This is a genomic window from Arthrobacter sp. 01T419, from assembly GCF_056398865.1.
This window is the reverse complement of record NZ_JBFTQF010000022.1, coordinates 1-16,234: the sequence shown is the minus strand read 5'-3', so window position 1 is coordinate 16,234 and position 16,234 is coordinate 1. Positions and strand designations below refer to the sequence as shown.

13 protein-coding genes and 1 tRNA gene are annotated in these 16,234 nt (G+C 63.4%); 7 read left to right on the top strand and 7 right to left on the bottom strand.

Translation table 11 applies throughout. The features are described from left to right. Positions 1-9: 9 nt before the first annotated feature. Together AC1DLO_RS21505 and AC1DLO_RS21500 are read left to right on the top strand one after the other, a co-directional pair. Positions 10-1,464 (top strand): NAD-dependent succinate-semialdehyde dehydrogenase, encoded by a 1,455-nt coding sequence (locus AC1DLO_RS21505; RefSeq protein WP_476891708.1) that lies wholly within the window; start codon positions 10-12, stop codon positions 1,462-1,464. A gap of 39 nt (positions 1,465-1,503) precedes the next feature. Continuing rightward, a complete protein-coding gene (locus AC1DLO_RS21500; RefSeq protein WP_476891707.1) occupies positions 1,504-2,196 on the top strand; it encodes a GntR family transcriptional regulator in 693 nt (230 codons plus the stop codon). A gap of 363 nt (positions 2,197-2,559) precedes the next feature. Here the strand turns inward: AC1DLO_RS21500 and AC1DLO_RS21495 are convergent. Both AC1DLO_RS21495 and AC1DLO_RS21490 read right to left on the bottom strand, forming a co-directional pair. Further along, a tRNA-Thr gene (locus AC1DLO_RS21495) sits at positions 2,560-2,633 on the bottom strand. Positions 2,634-2,892: 259 nt separating this feature from the next. Then, positions 2,893-3,771 carry a DsbA family protein gene (locus AC1DLO_RS21490; RefSeq protein ID WP_476891706.1) on the bottom strand — a complete coding sequence of 293 codons (879 nt, stop codon included), beginning with the start codon at positions 3,769-3,771 and terminating at the stop codon, positions 2,893-2,895. Between the two features lie 187 nt (positions 3,772-3,958). Here AC1DLO_RS21490 and AC1DLO_RS21485 point away from each other — a divergent pair, with 187 nt between their 5' ends. The 4 genes from AC1DLO_RS21485 (at position 3,959) to AC1DLO_RS21470 (ending at position 9,167) form a co-directional block, all read left to right on the top strand. Continuing rightward, positions 3,959-5,449 (top strand): alpha,alpha-trehalose-phosphate synthase (UDP-forming), encoded by a 1,491-nt coding sequence (locus tag AC1DLO_RS21485; protein ID WP_476891705.1) that lies wholly within the window; start codon positions 3,959-3,961, stop codon positions 5,447-5,449. Then, positions 5,439-6,263 carry a trehalose-phosphatase gene (otsB, locus tag AC1DLO_RS21480; RefSeq protein ID WP_184738131.1) on the top strand — a complete coding sequence of 275 codons (825 nt, stop codon included), beginning with the start codon at positions 5,439-5,441 and terminating at the stop codon, positions 6,261-6,263. The genes AC1DLO_RS21485 and otsB overlap by 11 nt, the downstream gene beginning before the upstream one ends. A gap of 195 nt (positions 6,264-6,458) precedes the next feature. Next, a complete protein-coding gene (locus tag AC1DLO_RS21475; RefSeq protein ID WP_461835333.1) occupies positions 6,459-7,541 on the top strand; it encodes an ABC transporter ATP-binding protein in 1,083 nt (360 codons plus the stop codon). Between the two features lie 216 nt (positions 7,542-7,757). Beyond that, entirely contained in the window at positions 7,758-9,167 is a 1,410-nt protein-coding gene (locus AC1DLO_RS21470; RefSeq protein ID WP_184738135.1) for a DUF4032 domain-containing protein, read from the top strand. Positions 9,168-9,174: 7 nt separating this feature from the next. Here AC1DLO_RS21470 and AC1DLO_RS21465 read toward each other — a convergent pair whose 3' ends face one another. Further along, positions 9,175-9,846, bottom strand: coding sequence for a GntR family transcriptional regulator (locus AC1DLO_RS21465; RefSeq protein ID WP_476891704.1), 672 nt, complete (start codon positions 9,844-9,846; stop codon positions 9,175-9,177). A gap of 572 nt (positions 9,847-10,418) precedes the next feature. Between AC1DLO_RS21465 and AC1DLO_RS21460 the strand changes: the two genes are divergently transcribed. Beyond that, entirely contained in the window at positions 10,419-11,663 is a 1,245-nt protein-coding gene (locus AC1DLO_RS21460) for an amidohydrolase family protein (RefSeq protein WP_476891703.1), read from the top strand. A gap of 112 nt (positions 11,664-11,775) precedes the next feature. On the opposite strand, the gene AC1DLO_RS21455 is transcribed toward AC1DLO_RS21460, so the two are convergent. The 4 genes from AC1DLO_RS21455 to AC1DLO_RS21440 form a co-directional block, all read right to left on the bottom strand. Then, a complete protein-coding gene (locus AC1DLO_RS21455; RefSeq protein WP_476891702.1) occupies positions 11,776-13,104 on the bottom strand; it encodes an MFS transporter in 1,329 nt (442 codons plus the stop codon). 132 nt (positions 13,105-13,236) lie between these two features. Continuing rightward, on the bottom strand, positions 13,237-14,646 hold the full coding sequence (locus AC1DLO_RS21450) for an FAD-binding oxidoreductase (protein ID WP_476891701.1): 1,410 nt from the start codon (positions 14,644-14,646) through the stop codon (positions 13,237-13,239). A 76-nt stretch (positions 14,647-14,722) separates the two neighbouring features. Beyond that, positions 14,723-15,292: a GNAT family N-acetyltransferase gene (locus AC1DLO_RS21445; protein WP_476891700.1), complete on the bottom strand. Its 570-nt coding sequence runs from the start codon at positions 15,290-15,292 to the stop codon at positions 14,723-14,725. Then, a complete protein-coding gene (locus tag AC1DLO_RS21440) occupies positions 15,285-15,779 on the bottom strand; it encodes an SRPBCC family protein (RefSeq protein ID WP_184738141.1) in 495 nt (164 codons plus the stop codon). The genes AC1DLO_RS21445 and AC1DLO_RS21440 overlap by 8 nt, the downstream gene beginning before the upstream one ends. Between the last annotated feature and the right edge of the window lie 455 nt (positions 15,780-16,234).

Sequence of the window (16,234 nt, the reverse complement as noted above, 5' to 3'; positions counted from 1 at the left end):
AGAGCGAACATGAACCCCTCATTTGATCCCACCACTCTCCACACAGACTTGTTCATTGACGGAAAATGGCAACGTGCCGCTGACGGCGCCACCTTCCCGGTAGAGAACCCGGCCACGAACGAAGTCATTGCCGACGTCGCCGACGGCGGTCCTGAAGACGCCGCCCTGGCCATCGAGGCCGCAGGTCGCGCGCAAGCAGAATGGAGCAAATCCACGCCGCGTCAACGGGCCGACATCCTGCGGCGCGCCTTCGATCTGGTCATTGCCAATACCGACCGGCTCGCGGCGATCATGACCGCCGAAATGGGAAAGCCCCTCGCCGAAGCAAAGGGCGAAGTAGCCTACGGCGCCGAGTTCCTTCGCTGGTTCTCGGAAGAGGCCGTACGGATCGGCGGCGACAGCACCACCTCCGTTGACGGAAATACGCGCATCCTCATCACCAAGGAACCTGTCGGGCCCTCGATCTTGGTCACCCCCTGGAACTTCCCGCTCGCCATGGGCGCGCGCAAAATCGCCCCCGCAGTCGCCGCAGGGTGCACCATTGTGTTCAAGCCGGCTGAGCTGACGCCGTTGACCTCTCTGGCCCTTGTGGACATCTTCCGCGAAGCCGGACTTCCCGACGGCGTGCTGAACGTTGTGACGACATCGAGCGCCTCCAGCGTGGTACGAAACTGGACGGACAGCGGAATCGCCCGCAAGATCAGCTTCACCGGTTCCACCGAGGTGGGCAAGATCCTCCTGCGGCAGGCCGCGGACAACGTCATGCGGTCCTCCATGGAGCTCGGCGGGAACGCACCGTTCATTGTGCTCGCCGATGCCGACATCGAGAAGGCAGTGGATGGAGCCATGAAGGCAAAGATGCGGAACATGGGCGAAGCCTGCACGGCCGCAAACCGCTTCTTCGTCCACCGCTCCGTTGCAGAGGAGTTTGGCGAGAAGTTCTCCAAAAAGATGTCAGAATTGCAGGTGGGCAACGGCGCTACGGCAGGCACCGAAGTGGGTCCGCTCATCGAACAGGCAGGGTTGGACAAAGTGGAGTATCTCGTTGCCGACGCCGTTTCCAAGGGTGCACGGGTGCTGACTGGCGGAAGCCACCCGGAAGGTCCAGGCTACTTCTACTCCCCCACGGTCCTGACGGATGTGGCGCTGGAATCCGAGCTGATGACCACGGAGATATTCGGACCGGTAGCAGCCATCACGCCCTTCGACAGTGAGGACGAAGTACTGCGTATGGCCAACGACACGGCATGGGGCCTGGTGGGCTACGTATTCACCGAAAGCATGGACAAGGCCATGCGGTTCTCAACGGAACTGGAGGTCGGAATGGTCGGGATCAACACCGGCATCGTGTCCAATCCCGCCGCTCCTTTCGGAGGCGTCAAGCAGTCGGGCCTGGGACGTGAAGGCGGAAAGATCGGTATCGAGGAATTCCTGGAATACAAGTACACCGCGATAGCGGTCTAATAGATTCAATTTGGCGAAGTATGAAATGAGGGGATGTCAATGGCGGCACCGGAGGGAATGTTCGTATTGGAGGGCCGGCCCACGGCGCAGCTGATCGCTGACCAACTCCGAGAGCTCATCGTCCAAGGGGCTTTCAGCCCCGGTCAGCAGGTGAACGAATCTGCCTTGGCGAGCCAGCTCAACACGTCAAGGGGGCCCCTCAGGGAAGCCCTGCAGCGCCTGTGCCAGGAAGGCATCCTGGTGAGCAAGCGTAATCGCGGCGTTTTCGTGCTGGAGCTTTCAACCGAAGACATCAAAGAGATCTATGCCGTACGCGAGGCAGTGGAACTGGCCGCCGCCAACACCCTCCTCGACTCTGGTCCGGACCAGATCACGGATACCTGCCGAGAGCTCAAGGGCATCATCAAGAACATGGTGAAGCAGGTTGCGGCGTCGGACTGGCAGGCGATCGCCAGGCTGGACATGCAATTCCACACCGCTTTCGTTTCAGGCACGGGGAACACGCGACTGATCCGGATTTACGAGACACTCGCAGCGGAATCCCGCATGTGTATCCTCAGCCTGGAAGTCGCATATCCCCGCATTGATGTGCTGGTACAGGAACACCAAAACATCCTGGACCTTCTTGAGGCGCGGGACCAGAGCGGACTTCAACAAGCCATAAAGCGGCACATGCAGAAAGCCGTCGAGGACCTCACTTCGACACGGCATCCAAGTGGTGTCACCGCGTAAATTTTGCTCGCTCCTTGCATACTACGGGCCCAGTTCAAGCGAACTGGGCCCGTAGTTTTTTCTCCTTGATGTTCCAATACCGCGGATGTTCCAATACCGCTCTCCCAAAGTGGGAACTGGACGAGGCAAGGGTTTGATTGGTGCTTCATCAGATGCGGAACAAACTGATTGAGGTGAGTTAAAGGTGAGTCACGGCTGGACTAGGCCTCTTCCGGGCTACACACGGAACTAAAACCGGAGGCCGGAACCATGTCAGAATCCACTCGGAGTTTGAACCGACGACACACTTCGAGTGACGGTCGGAATAGCCCCCACAGACAGGCCGTTTACCAAAGTAAACCCGCAGGTCAGAGCCAAACTAAGAGCCCCCTGTCGGATTCGAACCGACGACCCCCGCTTTACAAGAGCGGTGCTCTGGCCAACTGAGCTAAGGAGGCGCGCCCCGGCGGACCGGAGCTAGGTGCCCCGGCGGACCGGGACTGGCGCTCCGGCAAGCCGGAGCTGGTGCGCACGAACGCTAGATAAGGTTAGCCCAAGACCTCCCGCCCACGGAAATTCGGCGAGGTCGGAGGTGGGCGCCCTGAAGATCCAGGCCCCAGCCCCACACAAAACCAAAGCGCCGGCCCGGCCGGCACGCACTGTTCTCAAAATAGCGCGCACCGCCCGAGCCGGCGTCAAAAATCCTTGCAGAGCCCTCTACTTCTTCGCGGCGGCAGCGGCATTCAAGTCGGCGATGAGGTCCGTCTTGCCGTCCCACTGCTTGCCTTCGACGAAGACCGTGGGCGTACCGGTGACTCCGATGACGGCAGCCTCCTTGGTAACAACCTTGACGAACGGGCGGTAGGTCTTGCTGTCTACGCAGGAGTCAATGTTGGCAGCGCCTGCTTCGGTGGCCATCTTCTTGAGGTCGTTGTCCGAAAGGCCTGCGCTACCCTCAGCGGGCTGGCGTGCGAACAGCAGGTCAACGAAAGCCGAGTACTTGTCCGGCGAAGAGTTCACAACGCAGGCCGCGGCGTTGGCAGCGCGGGAGGAGTAATTGGTGCTTGAGCTGGCGTCGAGGAAGCCGAGCGGACGGTACTCCAGGCTGATCTTGCCATCGTTGCGCAGCTGGGTCAGCTGCTGGTTGTACGTGGCTTCGAAGTTCTTGCAGACGGGGCAGATGAAATCGATGTAGGCCACCACCTTGACCGGCTTGCCGGCTTCAGCCTCGGCACCGGGAGCGGTCACGGTGGCAGGCTTGGTTGCCGGGGCGGACGGCAGGTCGGCCAGGTTGACCGTGGCTGCCGCGGCCTTCGTCACGTCGGTGCCCTTCAGGAGAGTGACGCCGCCGTGCACATTGGAGTTGGCCGGCGTCGGGCCCTGATCGGCAATGGGTGCGTTGTTGGCAATGTTCTGGCTGACCACCAAGGCAACCACGGCGAGGATCGCCACGACGGCAACCACAATTCCCCAGCCGATGAGCAACTTATTGCGCTTGTCCTTCTTCAACTGAGCTTCGCGGATCTCGCGGGCCTTTTCGCGGGCCTGGGCGGTGCGCTCTGCCTTGGACAGGCGTGGTTCGTTTGCGGGGCTCATCAGTTCCTCGTGATTGATCGACGGCGTTGGTCTGGTGGGTCTAGCTAAGGCAACGGGGCCAGTTTACGGGAGAAGACTGACAGACAAGCTGGGGTCTTGGACTCCAGTCTGAGGAACGAGCAAGTGTCCTTGATGATTCCCGCCGGTAGGGTGGGATGTGAGTCACAAGCAACTCCAAGGGGCAGCAATGCAAGAACTGGCAAGCGAAAAACTCAACACCACGCCTGGGGGCAGACAGGCTCCAAAGGCAGCGAAATACGATTTCATGGTGGTCTCCAACCGCCTTCCGGTAGACCGCTACTCCAGCGATGACGCGGAAAGCAACGACGACGGATGGCGCCGTTCTCCCGGCGGCTTGGTGACGGCCCTCGCCCCGATGATGACCAAGACGGACGGCGCGTGGGTCGGCTGGCATGGCGCCCCGGACGAGCCCCTTGAGCCTTTCAGCCACGAAGGCATGGACTTGGTTCCCGTGGAACTCAGCACGGACGATGTTGAGCTCTATTACGAAGGGTTCTCCAACGCAACCCTTTGGCCGCTCTACCATGACGTCATTGCCCCGCCCGAGTTCCACCGCACCTGGTGGGACACCTACCGACGGGTCAACCGACGGTTCGCCGACGCCGTCATCCAGTACGCCGATCAGGGAGCCACCGTATGGGTCCAGGATTACCAGCTCCAGCTCGTGCCGAGCATGCTCCGCGCAGCGCGCCCGGACCTGAGGATCGGTTTCTTCAACCACATCCCGTTCCCACCGCCGGAGATCTTCGCCCAGCTGCCGTGGCGCCAGGCCATCATCGAAGGCTTGCTCGGGGCCGACTTGGTGGGCTTCCAGCGCCCGAGCGACGCAGCGAACTTCATGCGCTCGGCGCGCCGTTTCCTCGGCGCCAGCGTCAAGCAGCAGCAGATCCATGTCAAAGGGCCGGACGGCCAGATTACGCATATTGCCCGCGCACAGGCCTTCCCGATATCCATCGCGGTAGACCGGATCAGCGAACTCGCCGAACGACCGGACATCATCGAACGCGCCCGGCAGATCCGTCGTGACCTTGGCAACCCCAGGACCATCCTCCTGGGCGTGGACCGCCTGGACTACACCAAAGGCATCCCCCACCGTTTGAAGGCCTTTGAGGAACTCCTCAAGGARGGCCGGCTCAAAGTGGAGGACGCGACGCTGATCCAGGTGGCGAGCCCCAGCCGCGAACGCGTCCGGCAGTATCGGCTCCTGCGCGAAGAAGTCGAAGGCACGGTGGGCCACATCAACGGCAGCTACGACACCATACAGAACACCGCGGTCCGCTATCTCCACCACAACTACCCCATCGAGGAGATGGTCGCGTTGTACCTCGCGGCCGATGTCATGCTGGTCACGGCCTTACGCGACGGCATGAATTTGGTCGCCAAGGAATATGTCACCGCCCGGACAGACAACACGGGGGCCCTGGTTCTCAGTGAATTCACCGGCGCGGCAGATCAACTCAAGCAGGCACTCCTCATGAACCCGCACGACATCGACGGACTCAAGAGCACCATCATGAGGGCCGTGCACCTGTCACCGAATGAATCCCGTCGCCGGATGAAGTCCATGCGCAAACAGATCCTCGATCACGACGTCGACCATTGGTCCGCAGACTTCCTCTCGGCCCTGGCAGAAATTGTGGTGCGCGATGACTCCTGACACAGCAGCTACTCCCCCGCTGAGCCTCCCGCCCGAACTGCTCGACGCCGTCCGCCGGATCGCCGGAACAGACCATCTTTTGGTGGCGATGGACTTTGACGGCACCATCTCCCCGATAGTCGACCACGCCGGCGACGCACGCCCGCTTCAGCGGTCAGCCGCCGCTTTCGCCGAACTCGCCAAACTTCCGAGGACGACGACGGCGCTCATCTCCGGGCGCGCATTGGCCAGTCTGCGGGCGGTCGCCTCACCTCCCGAGGCCACGCTGCTGATAGGCAGCCACGGCGCAGAGGCCTGGCTAGGCCCCGGTTCGGCAGAACTCCAACTCGATGATGCCCAACGGGAGCTCCTCGCGGAAGTCCGCGAGGTTTTGGCCGGAATCTCGCAGGAAGCTCCGGGAACAGTCCTCGAAGACAAGCCCGCCGGCGTCGTACTCCACACCCGGCGTGCCGCCGACGACGTAGCGGAGGACGCCGTCGCCGCTGCCAGGACGGTCCTTGAAGGCCGCCCGGGCGTCTTCCTCAAGAATGGCAAGCGCGTTCTTGAGACCTCGGTGGTGCACTCCTCCAAAGGCGAGGCCGTCGAGTTCCTGCGCCAGGCCACTGGGGCCACGGGGATCCTTTTTGCGGGCGACGATGTCACTGATGAAGACGCGATTGCCCGGCTGGGCACTGGCGACGTCGGGGTGAAAGTCGGGCTGGATTTCACACAGGCAGAATTCCGGGTCGAAGCGCCTGTTCACGTTGCCGAACTCTTGGAAGCGGTCCTTCGCGAACGGCGCCGAGAAGTCTCGGGAGACACATCTCACATGTGACATCCGTAACATTTGCGCGAATAACGGAAGTTACTGCCATACTCTTGGTTGTGATGTGACGCACAACTACCGTGCGACGTCACACGAACTCCCCTGCCTGGGCTCCAGCTCCGGGCGGGGAGTCCAATTGAATAAACATGAACCATTCACAACGGATCGTCCGGCACGTACCTGCCGGTGAAGGGATTGATAACTGTGGCTACAGTTACTTTTGATAACGCTACGCGTCTGTACCCGGGCACAGATAAGCCCGCCGTCGATAAGCTCAACATCGACATCGCCGATGGCGAATTCCTGGTCCTCGTTGGACCCTCCGGTTGCGGTAAGTCCACCTCCCTGCGCATGCTCGCAGGCCTTGAGGATGTGAACTCCGGCCGCATCCTGATCGGTGACCGCGACGTCACGGACGTCCCGCCGAAGGACCGCGACATCGCCATGGTCTTCCAGAACTACGCTCTGTACCCGCACATGACGGTTGCGGACAACATGGGCTTCGCACTCAAGATCGCCGGCGTCTCCAAGGAAGAGCGTGCCGAGCGTGTCCGCGAAGCAGCCAAGCTTCTTGACCTTGAGCTGTACTTGGACCGCAAGCCGAAGGCACTCTCCGGTGGCCAGCGTCAGCGCGTTGCCATGGGCCGCGCAATCGTCCGTAACCCGCAGGTCTTCCTCATGGATGAGCCGCTTTCCAACTTGGACGCCAAGCTCCGCGTCCAGACCCGCACCCAGATCGCGTCCCTGACCCGCCGCCTCGGCGTCACCACGGTCTACGTGACCCACGACCAGGTCGAAGCCATGACCATGGGTGACCGCGTTGCCGTTCTCAAGGACGGCCTTCTGCAGCAGGTTGACACCCCGCGCAACCTCTACGACCGCCCGAAGAACGTCTTCGTGGCCGGCTTCATCGGCTCCCCCGCCATGAACCTGCTGGAACTGCCGGTGGTCGACGGCGGCGTCCAGTTCGGTGGCACGGTTTACCCGGTCCAGCACGACGTCCTCGAAGACGCTACGGGCAAGACCGTCACCCTCGGTTCCCGTCCGGAAGACCTCGAGACCGTCGGTGCCGGTGAAGGTCTTCAGGTTGAGGTCGACGTCGTCGAAGAACTCGGCGCCGACGCCTACGTCTACGGTCACACCACGCTTGACGGCAAGAGCCACGACATCGTGGCACGCGTCGACGGCCGCCGTCCCCCGATGAAGGGCGAGTCCATCTGGGTACGTCCGCAGTCGGGCCACGTGCACCTGTTCGACACCAAGACGGGCCTGCGCCTGGGCGACTAGTCCCCACCGGCACCCTAACCTCGCTCCGCTTCGGTCAGGGAACCCTGCCGGCGTGGGCCCACCCACCAGTCCCCTAACCTCGCTCCGCTTCGGTCAGGGAACCCTGCCGGCGTGGGCCCACCCACCAGCCCCCTAATTTCGAACCGACGGCGGCCCTTCCGAGTGGACGGGCCGCCGTCGTCGTTAACAGCAGCCTCCATACGGAAGAATTGACCCATGAGCGAGCAAAGCGGTGCCCAGTGGCATGACGAACCCACCGACTACGCGCAGATCGGCAAACTCCCGCGCACTGAGGCCGCCAGTGCGAATGACGCCGCCCCTCCGGTGGGCGTCATCGGATCCCTCAACATCACCGCTGCAGCAGCTGATCCCGAGCTCCTCGACCTGCCGTGGCACATCGCGCTCGAGGACTGGCCTGCCGAGAACCTGGCCGCCCTGCCCCGCGGTATTTCCCGGCACATCGTGCGTTTTGCGCACCTGGGCGGTTCCGTCATCGCCATCAAGGAGACGTCCGAGCACGTTGCCCGGCACGAGTACCACATGCTCCGCAAGCTGGCCCGGATGGACGTACCGTGCGTCGAACCGGTCGCCGTCATCACGGGCCGCACCACTGTCGACGGCAAACCGCTCAATCCCGTGCTGGTCACCCGGCACCTCAAGTTCTCCATGCCGTACCGTGCGCTCTTCTCGCAAATGCTCCGCCGGGACACCCTGACACGGCTTATCGACGCCCAGGCGCTGCTGCTGGTGCGCCTGCACCTGATCGGTTTCTATTGGGGCGACGTTTCCCTGTCCAACACTTTGTTCCGTCGCGACGCCGGCGCGTTCGCCGCGTACCTGGTGGACGCCGAAACCGGCGAGCTGTACCCCGATCTTTCGGTGGGCCAGCGCGAGTACGATCTCGAGATCGCCCGCGTCAACATTGCCGGGGAACTCATGGACCTGCTCGAAGGCGGCCTGATCGAGGAGAAGGTGGACCCGGTAGCGACGTCGGAGCTCATCATGGACTCGTACCGCCGGCTGTGGGCCGAACTCACTGAGAAGGAATCCTTTGAGCTCGGCGAGCGCTGGCGCGTGGGCGCACGCATCCGCCGCCTCAACGAGCTCGGCTTCGACGTCGAAGAATATGCCATCAAGACCACCGCGGACGGCTCCACCATCCAGCTTCAGCCCAAGGTGGTCGACGCCGGACACCACCAGCGGCGGCTGCTCCGCCTCACAGGCTTGGACGCCCAGGAGAACCAGGCCCGACGCCTGCTCAACGACATGGACTCATTCCGGGCGGACAACAACCCGGACATGGACGAAGAAATCAGCGCCCACACTTGGGTCAGCCAGATCTTCGAGCCGATCGTCCGGTCCATCCCCCGCGACCTCGCAGGCAAGCTGGAGCCGGCAGAAGTGGTCCACGAAGTCCTGGAACACCGCTGGTACATGAGCCAGAAGCAGGACAGCCACATCCCCTTGGCCGAAGCGGTGCAGTCCTACCTGGACACCGTGCTGCGCCACCGGCGCGACGAGGCAGCCATCATGCTCAATCCGGACACGGCGTTGCTGAAGATCCTGGAAGTGGAAACCGAGGAATCCCGGTACGAGCAGGACGAATACCCGGACTCGGACGACTAGCAGGGGTTCAGGGCTCCAGCGTCTCCGCGAGTCCCGCCAACACAGGTTCGCGTCCGAGTTCGATGTGTGAATACGCCAGGGTGTAGGCGAGCTCTGCCTTGCCGGCAAGGATGGCGCTGCACAGTTCCACGTGCTCGTCGCGCTGGAGTTCGTTGCTTCGGTTATGGGCCAACCCGAAGATCCAGCGCATGCGGCCAAACAACGGCTTGACGGATTCGATGAGCAGCCGGTTGCCGGAGAGTCGGACGATTTCGGCGTGAAACGCCGCACTGAGGCGCACGACGTCGTCAGTCCGGCCGTCGTCGATCCCTTGCCTTGCCTCGTCCAGCAGTTCCTGAAGGCGCCCGCCCGGCTCGCCCTCCGCGACGCGGACGGCCGCCATGCGGGCGGCAAACGTTTCCAGGCACAGCCGGACGTCGAAAAGTTCATTGACGTCGGTGAGCGTCAATTGGCGGACTATGGCACCCCTGCGGGGGAACGTTTCAACGAAGCCATCCTGCTCAAGGCGTTGGATGGCTTCGCGAACAGGGATTCGCGAAACGTTGTAGAGCTCAGAAAGCTCCCGCTCGCGCAGCCGCCCGCCCTGCTCGTATTTCCCGGCCACGATTCCCTCGAGAACCAGCTGGTAGACCTGTTCAGCCCGAGCCTCGTCGTCGCGGCCATTCAGGGTTTCCGACATCGGCTTTGGCCACCCTTCCATTCCCCATCGTCTTCGTCCATGGAGTGCAGTTGTCCTTGGATCCGGGCGGACGTTGCCGCTCGGCGTTCCACCCGAGCATACACGGGCGGAAACAGCTTATCCGTAGCTGATCGAGGGCTAGGGTAGTTTTACAAAACTGCCAAGACTCTCCCAGGTATTGGTCTCATCAGAATCGTAGAAACGATGCGCTGTCCACGTCCCGTCGGCAGCGGCCATGAGGCATGAAGGGGTCATCGCGATCAGCGGGAGTCGGTACTGCTGCCTGAAGAATAGATTACCGCTTGGTATTCCAAGGCTGGAGCATATTGTGATTTACATCCCACAAAACGTGCTCTAGTCTATTTTTGGTATACAAAACGTTCCGGAGCTTGCTCCTTGGGCCATGAATCGAGCACGCCCGTTGACTCAGCTACAGTCCAGCGTCGAACCCACGGCTGCGAGCCCGTCCCCGTACCAGCCAGCAGCTGCTCCTGCCTGCCTGCCACCATTCGGGTCTGGCAGCCGGAGCCGGCGCTGGTGTGCAATAGACCCACTACCAAAGGAGCAATACATTGAACACCCTGATCCGCGCCGTCCGTCCGTGGGGACAAGCATTGAGCGATGTCCTCATCACGGACGGCAAGATCGCCGGCGTCGAGCCCCATGACCCGGCACGCACCGCGGTCGCAGCCGGAGCGCAGCCGGGCTCGCCGGGAGACGTCACCGTCGTCGAAGGCCGTGGCCGTCTCCTGGTGCCATCGTTCTCTGACGTGCATGTGCACCTGGACTCCACCCGCATAGGGCTGCCGTTCCGCGAACACACCGGCGGGCCCGGCGTGTGGACCATGATGATGAACGACCGGAAGAACTGGCGCAACGCCGAGGTCCCTCTCCAAGAACGTGTCAACAACACCCTGGGCCGGATGATCGCGCGCGGCACCACACGCGTACGTTCCTACGCCCAGGTCGACGTGGACTGCCGCCTTGAGCGCTTCGATGCCGTGATGGCTGCCAAAGAGCAGTTCAAGGACCAGGCCGACGTCGACATCATCGCGTTCCCGCAGGCCGGCCTCCTCCTCGAGGAAGGCACCGTCCCCCTCATGGACGAGGCCCTCAAGGCCGGCGCGAATGTCATGGGCGGCATCGACCCCTGCAGCCTGGACCGCGACCCCGCGAGGCACCTGGACATCGTGTTCGGGCTGGCTGAGAAGTACCAAGTCCCCATCGACATCCACCTCCACGAACCCGGAGAACTCGGCGTCTTCAGCACGGATTTGGTGATCGAGCGCACCCGCGCACTGGGGATGCAGGGCAAGGTCACCATGTCCCACGCGTACCAGCTGGGCAGTGTCTCCGAGGCCACTACCCGCCGGCTCATCGAGGAGTTCGCCGAGCTGGACATCTCCATGGCGTCCGTGGCGCCCTCGATTTCCGGCCAGTTGCCCATCCCCCTGCTCGCCGAGGCCGGCGTCCGCATGGGCTTGGGCGAAGATGGCCAGCGCGATTACTGGTCCCCCTACGGCAACACGGACATGCTGGACCGCACATGGCAGTTGGCCTTCACCCACGGCTTCCGCAAGGACGAGCTGATCGAGCACGCCCTCGCGATCGCTACCGTGGGTGGCGCCAGCATCCTGGACCCGTCCGCCACCCGCCTGAAGGGCACGGCACACCGCCCGGGCATCGAGGTCGGCGATCCCGCCGAACTCCTGCTGCTCGACGGCGAAACGGTCGCCTCCGCCGTCATGGACCGCGGCACCGACCGCACGGTGATCCACCGTGGCAAGGTCGTGGCAGACCAGCTCGAACTCGTCTAAGCCGCCCGCTAGCAAGTGGCCGGTCCCTCTGTGAGGGACCGGCCACTTTCTGGTTACCGGGGCTGCCGGACGCCGTCGCCCTGATGCCCAAGCTAGCGCCGCTGGCTTTAGGTTAACGCCCGACGGCGGCGGGCTCGCTCAAGTGTTCGGTTTCGGCGATTGCCCCGGACACCGCAGGCCCGCGCACGGCGAGGAATCCGGCCGCGGCGAGGAGTACCGCTTCTGCGGTCAGGGCCCAGAAAGGAACGTCCCAGCCACCGGACCATTCGTGCAGGAAACCCGCCCCCAAGGGCCCAAGGGAAGCCAACGCGAAGCCCAGTCCCTGGCTCATGGCGGACAGGCTGCCCGCGCTCTGTGGTCCCGTGGATCGGATGACCACCAGCGCCATTCCCAATCCGAAACCCGCGCTCTGAACGATCCCCAGCAGGCCAACCATCAGGAACTGCAAACTCACGGGCGCCGTCAGGACCCCCATCAAGGCCCCCGCGACGAGCAGTCCCAGCCCCGGAGCCATGAACCTCAGGACCGCGGGACGCCCCGCCAGGACGGGGGCCAGCAGGCTCGCAGGCAGCCCGGCAACGCTGAACCAAGCCAAGAGCGCAGCTGCGTCGGCCTCCGTCTGGCCCTTCGCCACCAAGAACACTGCCAGCCACGAGGTAATGGCGAAATATAGCATGGCCTGCAGCCCGAAGAAGGCAGTCACTGCCCAGGCCGTCCTCTGCTTCCGCAGCGGAACTGTGCGGGAGCCGCCCGCGGTGCAGCCCGCCGTCGTCGTCTTCAGTCCCATTTCCAGTGACGCCGCCGGGAAACCAACCCCCGACGCCGGGCGGCCAGTCCCGTCGGAGCGTCCAGTTGCTCCACTGGTGCGGTGGATCAACGCGGCACCCATCACGGCAGGAATAGCCCAGACCGCCAACGCCCAGGCAAGGCTTCCGCCGAGCACGTGTTGCAACGGCTGCACGAGTCCCGCACCGAGGGCGGCGCCCAACCCGAAACCCATGGTGCACAGCCCCGTCCACCAGCCTGTACCACGGTTGGCCTTCACGATCTGTGGGACCAGCACGCTGGCGGTCATGATCGAAGCCCCGGCAACGAACGTGCCGGGCAGCAGTAGTCCGGGCACCAGGACGCGGACGAGAAGCGCAACGGCCAGCACCAATAGCGCAACAGCAACCGCCCTGCCCGTGCCGAGGCGACGGGCCAGCCATGGGCCGCAAGGGGCCGAGACGCCGAAGGCAAGGACAGGCAGGGCGCCCAACAGCGGCAGCAAATGCGCGTCCAGTCCGAACCCTTCCTGCAGCTGCCCCATGGTGCCGGCAATGGTGGTGATGGCTGGACGAAGGTTGATGGAGACAAGGGCCAGTGCAACGAGGACCCAGGCCGCGGTGAAGCCTGCGTCCTTCACGGAAGAACCGCGGTGGGGCGGGCGTGCTTGTCCCATTGATCGTCTCCTTGAGTCTATTTGGTATACCAAATAAGATTATGGGCTCAGGGGATCAAAGTAAACTACCGCTATAGCCGTTGCCTCGCGTGACGCCGGATTGACGGATCCTAATTTTGGGATACCAACAATCTAAATGGCTTTACCCGGGTTGAGGATCCCGGCGGGGTCGAAAAGCTCCTTGATGCGGTGCTGCAACTCGCGGATAGGCTCGGCCTGCTCGAGGCCGAGCCATCGCAGCTTGTACTGCCCTACCCCGTGCTCGCCGGTGATGGTTCCGCCCATCTCCAGTGCAGCGTCGATGGAGTCGTCCAAGGCCTTATTGAGGCGGGACATAGCGTCTGCGTCTACTTCCGTGTCCACCCGGTCTACCCAGAACGTGGGGTGGAGGTTGCCGTCGCCAGCATGGGCCACTACCTTGAGCTGGACAGCGTGGTTGACGGCCATGTCTTCGAGCGCAGCCACGTAGTCCATTAGTCGCGACCTCGGAACGGCGACGTCCTCGCCCACGCGGTATTCATTGTCCACCTCGTCGCCGCGGCTCGAGCGCCGCATCTCGATGAGGCGCTCGGCTTCGGCATTCGCTCCCGCCATCACCTTGGCACCGCCAGCTGACAGGACTTCCCGCACCAGCGTGGCCTCCGCGGCTGCCCCGAATCCGTCTGTCTGGATCAGCAGCAGGGCCTGTCCGCGCTCACCGAGGTCAGAGCCGTACAGTTCGTCGAGCTGGGCCAGTGTTCCGGCGTCGAGCATTTCCATGATGGCGGGCTGGACGCGCGCCTTGCCAACCGCCAGGACGCCCGCGGCGGCGCCACGGAAATCCGGATAGAAAGCCGCCACAGTTTGTACTTCCCGGGGCAGGTAGCGCAGGCGTACCGTCACGCCCACCACAATCCCCAAGGTGCCTTCCGAGCCCACAAACAGGGCCGTGAGGTCGTAGCCTGCCACGCCTTTGAAGGTCTGGTGTCCGGTGTGGATGAGCGATCCATCGGCCAGGACGACGTCGAGCGCGAGCACCGAGTCCCTGGTCACCCCATACTTGGCGCAGCGCAAGCCGCCGGCGTTCGTGGCCACATTGCCGCCGATGGTGGATATCTTGTAACTCGCGGGGTCCGGCGCATACATCAGGCCGTGTTCGGCCGCCGCAACGTTCAGATCGGCATTCACCACACCAGGCTCGACGACGGCGGTCTCGTCGTCCGCGTTAAGCTGCAGGATGCGGTTCATCCGTTCCAAGCTGAGCACGATGCATCCCTGGCTGGCATGGGCACCCCCCGAAACACCGGTTCCGGCACCACGGGCAACAATCGGAACCCCGTGTTTAGCGCAGCTGCGCACCACGTGCTGGACGTCTTCAACGGAATTCGCAAACACCACTGCGACGGGCAGGTGAAGGTCCAGGACGGGTCCTTTGTCCGCAGCGTAGATTACGAGCGTGGGTTCGTCGACGGCCACCTGCCCAGGGGTGAGAGCCGCGGCAAGCTCATCCAGGAACCCGCTGGTGCTTTTGGTTTGTCCGGAAACGGCCGTGTAGTCCGACAAGATGGATCCCTTCGCAGCTGAGCACCGCGGACACGCCAATTCGGCAGTCTTCGCGGTGTTTTTCAGTGCTTCGAGTCTAGTACGCGGCGATCGCGCGATGTTCCGGATGGCTTGGCCCGGAGAGCAGCTGAATGCGCCGGGCCATGACGATTTCCTGCTTGGCTTCATCCTGCGGATAGGGCCGCGAGGCGCCTGTGACTTCAAATCCGTGCCGGGCATAGAACTTCTTGGCGCGGACGTTGTCTTCGTGGACCCCCAACTCGATCACGCCGGCCCCGAGCTCGGAACTCGCTGCAGCGCAAGCCTCATCAAGCAACTGGTCAGCAAGGCCCAAGCCCCGGTGCTCAGGGGCCACATAGACGCTGATGAGCATGGCTTGCCGCGCCTGTGAGGGGTCTTGTGGCTGCTTGATGACCACGCGCATGAGTCCCCTGATCCGGCTACCGTCCGTGCCGTCGTCCGCCACGAGGGTAATACTCGAGTCGCCCGACATGGTTGCGGCGCGCTCTTGCCATTGGGTGTCCGTCTGGCGCCGAGCGGCCGCGATGCTCTCCCCGTAGGCCATAGGGGTGTCCGAGAGCATCTCAAGGCGTACCTCGCGAAGCAACCGCCAGTCGGCAGCCTGGAGGCGACGGATTCTATTCACTTCCGCCGCCCATGAATCTGACATAGCGATCAAGAACTCCGGGCCAGTCAGCCGCGTAGTCCGCGCGGGTTTGAGCGGGGTCCTCGGCGCCTTCCCAGCCGGTGTGGACCAGGCGAACCTCCGTGCCGCCGTCGACCGCCCTGAACGCAACCCGAAGCTCGGTAGACCACATCGCCGTACTCCCTGGATACCAGCTCGCATGGAACGACAACGGCGGTTGCCAATCGTCGATCGTTGCCCATACTGAGGTGCGGCCGTCGTCCGCCGTCTCCAGGACCAGATTCTCCTCGAATTCGACGTGCGAGCCCACGCCGTAGACGCTGTGGTCCTCCATTGGCCACCACAAATGTGGGTGATCGGTAAAGCCCATGAAAGCGTGCGCCACCGGCGAAGGCACGACGACGGTGCAGACTACGGGGTCCAGCTCACCGGGCTGCTCTGGCTGGGGTTCGGAGTCCGACGCGGCGTGACTGAAAAGGCTCTCCATGTGCACCAACATTACCGCTCGGCGACGCAAGCGGCTCGAGACTAGTTGTACCCCCCTACCGACGCTCGCTCGCTTATGGCGTTTTCCGGCGGGACGCTCGCTCACGTATGGGGGCTTCCGGCGGGACGCTCGCTCACGTGTGGGGGCTTCCGGCGGGACGCTCGCTCACGTATGGGGGCTTCCGGTGGGACGCCCGCTCACCTCTGCTGGGTCCCGGGACTTTCCTGGGCCGACGCCCGCTCGCTTATGCCGCTTCCTGAGCCGACGCTCGCTCGCTTATGGCGTTTTCCGGCGGGGTTGGGTGCCTGGGTGTCCGGGGGTCCGGTGCCCGGGGTGGGGGTGTGGTTTTAAATGGGTCAGGCCCCGGCACTGGTGTGTCGGGGCCTGACCGTTAATGGTTGTCCGGCGGTGTCCTACTCTCCCACACCCTCCCGGGTGCAGTACCATCGGCGCTG

Coding starts and splice junctions, on each gene's coding strand:
- AC1DLO_RS21470 (WP_184738135.1), top strand. CDS start 7,758: ATGAGCGAGCAAAGCGGTGCCCAGTGGCATGACGAACCCACCGACTAC.
- otsB (WP_184738131.1), top strand. CDS start 5,439: ATGACTCCTGACACAGCAGCTACTCCCCCGCTGAGCCTCCCGCCCGAA.
- AC1DLO_RS21490 (WP_476891706.1), bottom strand. CDS start 3,771: ATGAGCCCCGCAAACGAACCACGCCTGTCCAAGGCAGAGCGCACCGCC.
- AC1DLO_RS21505 (WP_476891708.1), top strand. CDS start 10: ATGAACCCCTCATTTGATCCCACCACTCTCCACACAGACTTGTTCATT.
- AC1DLO_RS21500 (WP_476891707.1), top strand. CDS start 1,504: ATGGCGGCACCGGAGGGAATGTTCGTATTGGAGGGCCGGCCCACGGCG.
- AC1DLO_RS21455 (WP_476891702.1), bottom strand. CDS start 13,104: ATGGGACAAGCACGCCCGCCCCACCGCGGTTCTTCCGTGAAGGACGCA.
- AC1DLO_RS21440 (WP_184738141.1), bottom strand. CDS start 15,779: ATGGAGAGCCTTTTCAGTCACGCCGCGTCGGACTCCGAACCCCAGCCA.
- AC1DLO_RS21465 (WP_476891704.1), bottom strand. CDS start 9,846: ATGTCGGAAACCCTGAATGGCCGCGACGACGAGGCTCGGGCTGAACAG.